Below are 8,978 nucleotides of genomic sequence, written 5' to 3' on the forward strand. Positions count from 1 at the left end.
AAAATGGCGTCAGCTTACCCACTCAGATTTCAAGAGAGGCTCAAAACCCTTGAAGTCGGATTCCGCAATGGTGGGCACCGACGGTAGGTCGGCAGTGCGCTTGGGCGAGGTCACGGCAATGGCGCGCATCTTCCCGTTCTTGATGTAACCGATCAGCGTAGGCACCGACGACATGTACATCTGGATCTGGCCGCCGATCAGGTCGGTCGAACCTTGTGCAGCGCCCTTGTAGGGAACGTGCGTGAACTTGATCGCTGCCGTCTTCTGGAACATCTCGGTCGCGAGATGCGCCACCGTGCCGCTGCCGGAACTGGCGTAGTTCAGCGACTCGGGCGTGGCCTTGGCAGCGGCCACCACATCGGCGAGCGTCTTGTACGGCGAGTCCGCAGCCACCACGAGGACGAGCGGCGCGCTTGCAACCTCGACGATGGGCGTCAGGTCCTTCTCGGGGTTGTAAGGCAGCTTGGCATAGAGCGTGGGGTTGATCGCCAGGTTGCTGGTCTGGCCCAGCACCAGCGTGTAGCCGTCGGCGGGAGCCTTGGCCGCGGCATCCACCCCCAGGTTGCCGCCGGAGCCGGGCTTGTTGTCGATGACGATCGACCATCCGTTGGCGACGGCCACCTTATTGGCAACTTCACGTGCAATCAGGTCGGTGCCGCCGCCGGCCGGAAAGGGAACGATCAGCTTGATCGGGCGCGATGGATAGGCCTGTGCGGACGCCGTCGAGTGCGCCATGAGCGTCGCACCGGCAAGGAGCGTGGTGGCGGCGATGCCGATGAGGCGGCGCGAAGCCGCGGCCGTGAGGGCGCGATGTGGCATGAACTTGTCTCCTGTTTAGCCCACCCTGCTCGATTGCGGGCGGTGCGTTCAGTGAGGCAAGTATTCGGCGTGGGGGCCATTCAGTCCAATCGATACTTTTTGAAGATCGATAGATTTGACTTGGGGAATTTACCCCCGTGGCGCATCAGCGTATTTGGCCAGCAGGTGGATCAGCCGTTGGGCTGCCGGGGAGACATAACCGCTGTCGCGATAGGTCACGACCATGCGGCGGCGCATGGTCGTGGCCGGCAACTTCACTTCGCGCAACGCTGCGCCGGAACGCCCCGCCTGCAGGTGAAGACGCGAGATGAAGCTCAGCAGGCCCGTCTCGCCGATCAGTGTCGGCAGCATCAGCAGCATCGTGCTTTCGACCTGCACCACAGGCCGGGGAATTCGATGGCGGTCAAAGGTCTGGTCGAGCCAGTCCCGCGTCGGTGCGCCGGGGGGCTGAAGCACCCATCGATAGCCCGCAAGGTCCTTCAGGCTCGGCTTCGGTTTGCCGAAGATCGCGTGCGTGTCGGAGGCGGCGACCACGATCACGTCCTCGGCCAGATTCTGCGAGGCGAACCCTGGCTCAGCAGCGCCTTCGGTGCCGACCATCAGATCGATATCGCCGGCGCGCAGCAGCGGCTTCAGGATGTCGACCAGCGCCACGGTGGTCCGCAATGTGACTTCGGGTGCTTCGCGCATCAGGTCGCGCGCGGCCGGGGGCAATAGGAACTGCGCGGCCGTCGGCACGATTCCGATCTTGACGTTCCCAGTCAGACCTCTGCCGATGTCGCCGATTTCGCGGCGTGCGCTTTCCACATCGAAGCGTGTGCGCTGGGCCCACTTGAGGAGCGTCTTCCCCGCACTTGTCAAGCGGATGCCGCGTCCTGTCTTCTCGAAGAGCAGAGCGCCGCACGCCTCTTCCAGCCGCCGTACGCAGCTTGTCAACGCGGGTTGCGTCCGGTGCAGCCGTTCGGCCGCGCGCCCCATGTGCTCGAGCTCGGCAATAACTTCAAAGTACTGGAGATCGCGCAGATCCAACATGAACTCCACAAACTTGGTTGAGGCAGTGGTATAGGACTTTAAGGCACCAGTCCGAGTATCGGCCCATCATTCTTCCGGGCCGATGCGCAGTCTTGCCTTTCGCACTCGACGAAGCATCTCCGCTGGTGGCGTCGCTGGGCGATTGAGCGCTCGTTCGCCATTACGTGAGACCGTAGTTGACGCAGATACTTGGTCAAGAAAAGGTACATAAGTGCATCGCGCGCCGCGCGAGCCTGATCGGGCTCAACCAGGGCTTTCCAATGAGGCGGATTCGGCTTTGCGCGAGGTCTTTCTCCGCATGGCGCGTTGCCAACTCGCCGGCCGGCCTATGAAGTCAGCTAGCGCATCCACGAATGCCTTCAAACGAGCGCTGGGGCGCGGCAGCGCACGCACAAGATGGATGCCGGTGACATCAGCTGCGGGCAATCCATCGGGATGCAGAACAACAAGTGCGCCAACGCCAACGTCGTGTCCCACCACCCAATCTGGCAAGCGGACGATGCCAGCCCCAGCAACAGCCGCCTGCCGCTGAGCATCGAAGTCGTCGGCTTCGAACACGCAGTGGCCATACTGAAAATCATCTCCCAAGACTTCACGCCAGCCAAGGGGACTCTGGCTCCGGCGCTTGTCGATCAGCCGATGACCCGCCAGTGCATTCAACGACTGGAGGGTGCCGTGACGCGCCACGTAGTCGGGCGCTGCGCAGATTACATAACTCTGGTCTGCGAGCTTGGTGCTGAATAGCGAGCTGTCGGGCAGATGGCCGAAGCGGATTGCCAAGTCCAGTCGCTCCGTCGTCGGGTCAGCGAGCCGCTCTGTCAGGTCCAGCTCCACGCTCAGTCCCGGATGCGTTTGGAACATCTGCGCGAGGCAAGGAACCACATACCGGCGTCCAAACGTCGGCAGGCAGCTCACACGCAGAACGCCTTCCACGGCGGCCTCGAACGAAATCACTTCGCTACGTGCATCGGCCAGATCGCTCAGGATCTTCACGGCGCGGCAGAACAGGAGATTGCCGGCATCGGTGGGCTGCAGCGCGCGCGTCGATCGAGTGAAAAGGGAGGCTTTCAACTCCCCTTCGAGAGCGTCGATCTGCCGCGCCACCGAGGACACGGCTACGCCTCGACGTCGCGCCACAGCAGAGAACGAACCCGCGCGTACCGTGTCGACGAAAACCTCCAGGTTTTCCATCATGCGACCCTGACTCATATTTGCATTCCTTGCGAAGACGTTTCGCGACCCGAGGGATTGTTCCCCAGCAGGAGCCCTCTTACGATTCTGTCGGCGTCAGCAGATTTGAGCAAGGAAAGCAAAGGAGACCCATGTCCACGCACTACGACGAGCTGTTCCTCTTCATCGATGGAGAGTGGATCGACAGCAAAGGCCGCGACACGTCGGCCGTGCTCAACCCCGCAACTGGCGCGGTCATCGGCCATGTGCCTCACGCACGTGAAGAGGACCTGGACCGCGCCCTTCAGGCAGCAGATCGCAGCTTTGTCGTTTGGCGCAAGACGTCTGCGTACGATCGCGCCAGGATTCTCCGCCGCGCGGCTGCCTTGCTCCGTGAGCGCGCCGAGGGCATCGCCAAGCAATTGACCCTGGAGCAAGGCAAGGCGCTGCACGAGGCGCAGTACGAGTTAGCCAGCTCCGCAGACTACTTCGAATGGTTCGCCGAAGAGGGGCGTCGGGTCTACGGGCGCACGGTGCCCTCCAGACGTCCGGAGGTGCACCAGCGTGTTCACAAGGAGCCTATCGGTCCCGTCGCGGCTTTTGCACCCTGGAACTTCCCGGCCATAACGCCCAGCCGCAAGATCGCCGCCGCGCTCGCGGCGGGTTGCTCCGTGATCATCAAGCCAGGGGAAGAGTGTCCCGCGACTGCCTTGGCTATCGCTCGGGCGCTGGACGACGCAGGCTTGCCAAAGGGTGTGCTGAACGTGGTGTTCGGCGCGCCCAACATCATCTCGCGCCACCTCATCGAGTCGCCGGTGATCCGCAAGGTATCGTTCACCGGATCTGTACCAGTGGGGCGACTGCTCGCAGCGCTGGCCGGAAATGCGCTGAAGCCCATCACCCTGGAACTGGGCGGGCATGCTCCCGTGCTGGTGTTCGCCGACGCCGATCTCGACACGGCGGCGAAGTTGCTCGCAGCGAACAAGTTCCGCGGGACGGGTCAGATCTGTCTTTCACCCACACGCATCCTTGTGCAGCGCCCTGTCTATGAGGCGTTTCTGGCAAAGTTCGTCGACGAAACCACGGATCTGCGAATCGGCGATGGTCTCGATCCCGAGACGCAGGTCGGACCGGTGTCGAACGAGAGGCGCATCGAGGCTATCGCGGCGCTCGTGGCGGACGCGCGCGAGTGCGGCGCCACGGTGCGTGCCGGCGGTGAGCGCATCGACCGTCCCGGCCTCTTCTGGCGACCGACCATCCTCACGGATGTTCCTTCGCATGCGAAGGTGATGCATGAAGAGCCCTTCGGACCGCTGGCCGTCGTCCTCCCGTTCGACACGATCGACGAAGCTCTGACGGAGGCGAATCGCCTGCCGTACGGGCTGGCCGCCTATGCCTTCACAGAGTCGGCGCGGACCGCCATGCGAGTGAGCAACGAACTGGAGGCGGGAATGATCGGCATCAATCACGCGCAGATGATCGTGTGCGAACTGCCCTTCGGAGGCATCAAGGACAGTGGTCACGGCTCGGAAGGTGGCGCCGAAGGGATCCAGAGCTATCTCAACACGAAGTTCATCAGCCAGGTCTGAACCGGCATCCGACGACAAGAATAGGAGACGAACATGAAGCCAACAAACCGTGGATTCTCGATTGGCGGCGTGGCCGCGCTGGTTGTTTCATCGTGGCTGCCTTGCAGCAACGCCGCTGCACAGGACACCTATCCGAGCAGGCCCATTACGCTGATCGTTCCATTCCCTGCGGGCGGTGTCACCGATGTAGTGGCGCGCGAGCTTGCGCATCGCCTCAGTGCCTCGCTCGGGCAGCCAATGGTGGTTGAAAACCGTGCAGGCGCTGGTGGAAACATAGGCACGCAAGTGGTCGCGCGGGCTGCGCCGGATGGCTACACGTTGGGCGTGCTGACAGTCAGTGCGTTGTCCATCGGGCCGCACCTCAGCCGCAAGCTGCCGTTCGATCCCTCGCGCGACTTCACCCCCATCACCAACCTGGTGACAACGCCCGGCGCCGTGATCGCGGGGCCAACCACACCGTTCAACAGTTTCTCGGAGTTTGTGAAGTATGCAAGGGGGAATCCGGGCAAGGTCACCTATGCCAGCGTGGGTCCGGGTTCGATTCCGCATTTGACAGCGGAGATCCTGGCCAAAACGGTCAAGGTCGACATGGTGCATGTGCCCTACAAGGGCGCTGCGCCTGCAATGCAGGACCTGATTGCCGGTCATGTCGACCTGTCATTCGAGACCTCGCTGGTCACCACCATGACCTACCATGCCAGCAAGCGGATCAAGGTGCTCGCCATAACCGGCCCGAGCCGAGTCAGCGTGTTGCCGGATGTGCCCACGGTTGCCGAGTCGGGCCACCCTGGATTCGCCGTGCAGGGTTGGTTCGGGCTACTTGGCCCGCGTGGCCTGCCTGCGGCCGTGGTGGAGAAACTGAATAAGGCGGCTGTGCAAGCCTTCGCCGATCCAGCGCTGCACAATCGACTTGAACAACTTGGAATGCAGCCCGACACGAGCAGTCCTCAGCAGTTCCGGCAGTTTCTGGCGCAGCAGGACAAGGCGTGGGCGGCTTCAGTCAAGGGCCTGAACATCGCGCTGGAATGAGCGAGAAAGAAGCCATGCAAGCAATCGTTTTCGACGACTTCGGCGGCCCGGAAGTGCTGGTAGCCCGTGAGACTGCTCGCCCCGAGGTCAGACTCCACGACTTGCTGGTGCGCAACGTCTCAATTGGGGTGAATCGCGCCGACCTGTCGCACCGCAAAGGTGCCTATGGCCGTGCCTTCTTCGGTGACTCCGACATCATGGGGCTGGAAATAGCAGGTACGGTGGTTGAGGTAGGACCAAAGGTAGAAGGCTTTTCAGTAGGCGATCGTGTCATGGGTATCGTGGGCGGCGGCGCATATGCAGAGTTTTCTCGCATTGATTACCGCATGGCGATGCACGTGCCAGAGAGCCTCGGTTTGGTCGAAGCAGGCGCGGTCGCCGAAGTTTTCGTAACCGCGCACGAGGCGCTCTTTCATCTCGGTCGTCTGCAGGCGGGCGAGTCGGTACTCATCCACGCGGCAGCTGGCGGGGTGGGTTCGGCGGCCGTGCAGCTGGCGCACGCGGCAGGGGCGCGCGTATTTGCAACAGCAGGCGGCGACAAGCACGTACCGGTCAAGGGCTTTGGAGCAGATGAAGTCATCGACTACCGAACCGAGGACTTCCAAACCGCTGTGGCCCAGAAGACGGGCGGCAAAGGAGTGGATGTCGTAGTCGACTTCATCGGAGCTCCATATCTGGAAAGCAATGTGCGCTCGCTGGCGGTAGGCGGTCGCATGGTGGTCGTCGGCCTTCTCGGTGGCAGCGAAGGTGCAGCGCTCCCCATGGATGCGGTGCTATATCGACATCTGCAGATTATCGGTACCGTTATGAAGTCTCGGACGCCCGAAGTCAAGCAAGCGATGACGCGGCGCTTCGCGCAACGATGGCTTGAAGCGCTGGCGACCGGCGCGATCCGGCCAGTGGTCGACAGCACCTTCCCGCTTTCCGACGCCGCGCAGGCGCATAGACGCATGGAGTCAGGCCAGAGCGTTGGAAAGGTACTGCTGTTGCCCGAGCCCTTTGCAAACTGAAGAGTCAACGCTCTCGAGGACACCGGACAGCATTGGAATCAAAGGCGTTGTCATAGGCGAGCGCTCGGCCCTGCAGCAACGCAATACCCGGCGTAGATAGCGCGCTCTTCACTGCAGGGCGAACATCGCGCAGCGTGCCGGCGAGCCGTTTCACCAGTCCCTGCGCGCGTCGAACACACGACCGCGCTCGCCGCCGTGCGCCAGTCCAGGACCGATCGGTCTGCGGGCTTGCTCTACGCCCGCCGAACTTCCGCCCATACCCGCCGCGCGCGTTCATTGCAACTGGCCGTGGATTCCAGAGGAGCCAGTGCGTCGCAGCTGCGGGCAAGCTCGACGGGCATGCCGCGCAACTCGGCTTCGCGCACAGCGCGTGCCAGATACTGCCGCGCCGCAGTGGGTCGGCCCTGTTCCAGCAGTGCCTGACCCTGTAGGCGGTACCACATCGCCCGCGCCGGCGGAAAGCGCCTCGCGTGCCCTTCGAGGGCGCGCTGCAGGGTCGCCCAGGCCCGGTCCAGCGGCGGCAGCGGGCCGCCCACCTCGCGCTCGTGACGGCGCAGCAGGAGCAGGCCCTCGCCGATGCCGGCGTAGCCCTCGTGCGCCCAGAAGCCGCAGCGCCTGAAGCGGCCTGCCGCGGCGATGCCCGCCAGTACCGCCTCGCGCGCCTGCGTCACGTCGTCGGCGCGCCAGGCCAGGCGCGCGAGCAAGCCGAGGCGGCGCAACGTGTAGGCGTTGTCCATGTTCTCCATCTCGGTGATCCAGTGCCCCCCGGTGTCTGCCAGCTCGCGCAGCTCCGCCAGCGAGACGTGATCCAGGCACATGCCGACTTCAGCCAGACCGAAGGGCCCGAAGGACCGGTAGGCGCCGGCGGGCAGCTGCAGCCCGCGCTCGCGGCAGAGTCGGAAGCGCGCGGCGCTCGCGGGCAACTGGCCCTGGTAGAACAGCAGCTTGCCGAGCAGCGAGTGCGCCTCCATCTCGTGGCGGTGGTCGCCCAGGCGCTCGAACGCCGCCAGGGTCGCCTCGATGCGGGGCTGCACGCCTTCCCATTGGCCCAGTGCGACCTGCAGCGCGGCATGCGTGTGGTCGATGAAGGCGTCGAGATGCGGGTCGTCCCGCAGGCGCGGGCGCGGCATCTGCCCACGCGACATCGACCGCGCCACCCCCGGAAAGCCGAACAGCGCAGCGCCATACGCGTTGCTGAGGCGGATGGCGGCCTTCACGGCCTGGCTCCTCGGCGCCAGATTCAGCGCGGGCGTGACTGCCAGCGTGCGCACGGAGGCCAGCGTCTGCGGCGCAAAGGTGTGCTGCTGGCCCAGGAACATCAGGCAGCGCAGCAGCAGGCGGCGCAGGGCCTGGCGCTCGACCGGCAGCGCGGGCCAGCCGCGCCGCGTCGCCAGGCGCCACGCCGACTTGAGCAGGCCCTGAGCATGGCCCGGCTCCGGCGGCAGCGGGCTGACGCCCATGCCGTCCAGGGCGGACTCGAAGATGCGCCGCGCACCTTCGCCATCGCCCAGGGCGTTGACGGTCTCGCCCTGACGCAGTCGCCAGCCTCCCGTTCGCCAGACGGGCAGATCGGCGCGGCCGACAGCCGCCCGGGCGAGCAGCGCGGCGGCCTCCGCTGCACGGCCGGCGGCGATCAGCAGGGCGGCCACGCCGTCGACCCACGCGGCCAGGGTGTCCGTCTCGTCCCCCGCCAGCAGGTGCTCCAGGGCGCCGAGCAGTTCGGAGCTGCCGAAGGCCGGCTGCGCCGCGATGCGTTCGGCCGCAGCGCGCTCACCCGGCCAGGGGCCGAAGGGCGCGATCGGCGGCAACGCGGCCAGCGTATGGCGCACCAGGGCGTCGCCGACGGCGGCCCGGCAGGCCATGCTTTGCGGCTGGCGCCGCAGGTAGTCTTGCTGCAAGGGGTGCAAGGCCAGCAGGCCGGCGTCATCGCGCGACAACCACGAGTGCTCGCGCAGGGTGTCGACCTCGTGCGGCGCCGCGCCCACCGCGGCGGCCAGTGCAATGTCGAAGCCACCCGGCAGGCAGGCCAGGCGCAACGCGGCCGCGCGCGCACGCTCGTCGAGCGCGGCCCACGATTCGTCGAGCACCACGCGCAGGCTGCGGTGGTGCTGCTCAGCGTCGTGGGGGCCCGCGTCAGCCAGGAGTTCGCCGGCCCGCAGCCGTTCGATCACGGCGGCCAGGCCGATGCGCTGGCGCACGCGCGCGGCGTGTCCGAGCGCCAGCGGCAGGCCGCCGACGAGTTGGCACAGGCGGTCTACGTCGGCGGCCTGCTCCTGCAGGTCGAAGCCGGGGTCGAGCCGGCGGGCCGCCTGCGCGAACAAAGCGGCGG

At 65.3% G+C, this 8,978-nt stretch carries 6 protein-coding genes and 1 pseudogene; 3 read left to right on the plus strand and 4 right to left on the minus strand.

Annotated elements, in window-relative coordinates; genetic code table 11:
• Positions 1-39: 39 nt before the first annotated feature.
• The 3 genes and pseudogenes from APY03_RS34235 to APY03_RS34245 form a co-directional block, all read right to left on the minus strand.
• Positions 40-819: pseudogene (locus tag APY03_RS34235) on the minus strand (Bug family tripartite tricarboxylate transporter substrate binding protein); the annotation flags it as partial.
• A 129-nt stretch (positions 820-948) separates the two neighbouring features.
• Positions 949-1,851: a LysR family transcriptional regulator gene (locus APY03_RS34240; RefSeq protein ID WP_232081247.1), complete on the minus strand. Its 903-nt coding sequence runs from the start codon at positions 1,849-1,851 to the stop codon at positions 949-951.
• Positions 1,852-2,094: 243 nt separating this feature from the next.
• Positions 2,095-3,060, minus strand: coding sequence for a LysR family transcriptional regulator (locus tag APY03_RS34245; protein WP_068684382.1), 966 nt, complete (start codon positions 3,058-3,060; stop codon positions 2,095-2,097).
• A gap of 113 nt (positions 3,061-3,173) precedes the next feature.
• Here APY03_RS34245 and APY03_RS34250 point away from each other — a divergent pair, with 113 nt between their 5' ends.
• The 3 genes from APY03_RS34250 to APY03_RS34260 are packed head-to-tail and all read left to right on the plus strand — an operon-like array spanning position 3,174 to position 6,649.
• Positions 3,174-4,610 (plus strand): NAD-dependent succinate-semialdehyde dehydrogenase, encoded by a 1,437-nt coding sequence (locus APY03_RS34250; RefSeq protein WP_068684384.1) that lies wholly within the window; start codon positions 3,174-3,176, stop codon positions 4,608-4,610.
• 33 nt (positions 4,611-4,643) lie between these two features.
• Positions 4,644-5,639, plus strand: coding sequence for a Bug family tripartite tricarboxylate transporter substrate binding protein (locus APY03_RS34255; RefSeq protein ID WP_068684386.1), 996 nt, complete (start codon positions 4,644-4,646; stop codon positions 5,637-5,639).
• On the plus strand, positions 5,636-6,649 hold the full coding sequence (locus APY03_RS34260; RefSeq protein ID WP_068684388.1) for an NAD(P)H-quinone oxidoreductase: 1,014 nt from the start codon (positions 5,636-5,638) through the stop codon (positions 6,647-6,649). The genes APY03_RS34255 and APY03_RS34260 overlap by 4 nt, the downstream gene beginning before the upstream one ends.
• Positions 6,650-6,882: 233 nt before the next feature.
• On the opposite strand, the gene APY03_RS34265 is transcribed toward APY03_RS34260, so the two are convergent.
• Positions 6,883-8,978: hypothetical protein (locus tag APY03_RS34265; RefSeq protein WP_198161355.1), on the minus strand; the 2,096-nt coding region annotated here is incomplete at its 5' end.

The sequence above is a fragment of the Variovorax sp. WDL1 genome, assembly GCF_001541225.1.
Lineage (GTDB): Bacteria > Pseudomonadota > Gammaproteobacteria > Burkholderiales > Burkholderiaceae_C > Variovorax.

What these genes read in the sequence shown, in the direction of transcription:
- APY03_RS34255 (WP_068684386.1), top strand. Translation starts at nt 4,644, where the DNA reads ATGAAGCCAACAAACCGTGGATTCTCGATTGGCGGCGTGGCCGCGCTG.
- APY03_RS34250 (WP_068684384.1), top strand. Translation starts at nt 3,174, where the DNA reads ATGTCCACGCACTACGACGAGCTGTTCCTCTTCATCGATGGAGAGTGG.
- APY03_RS34240 (WP_232081247.1), bottom strand. Translation starts at nt 1,851, where the DNA reads ATGTTGGATCTGCGCGATCTCCAGTACTTTGAAGTTATTGCCGAGCTC.
- APY03_RS34260 (WP_068684388.1), top strand. Translation starts at nt 5,636, where the DNA reads ATGAGCGAGAAAGAAGCCATGCAAGCAATCGTTTTCGACGACTTCGGC.
- APY03_RS34245 (WP_068684382.1), bottom strand. Translation starts at nt 3,060, where the DNA reads ATGAGTCAGGGTCGCATGATGGAAAACCTGGAGGTTTTCGTCGACACG.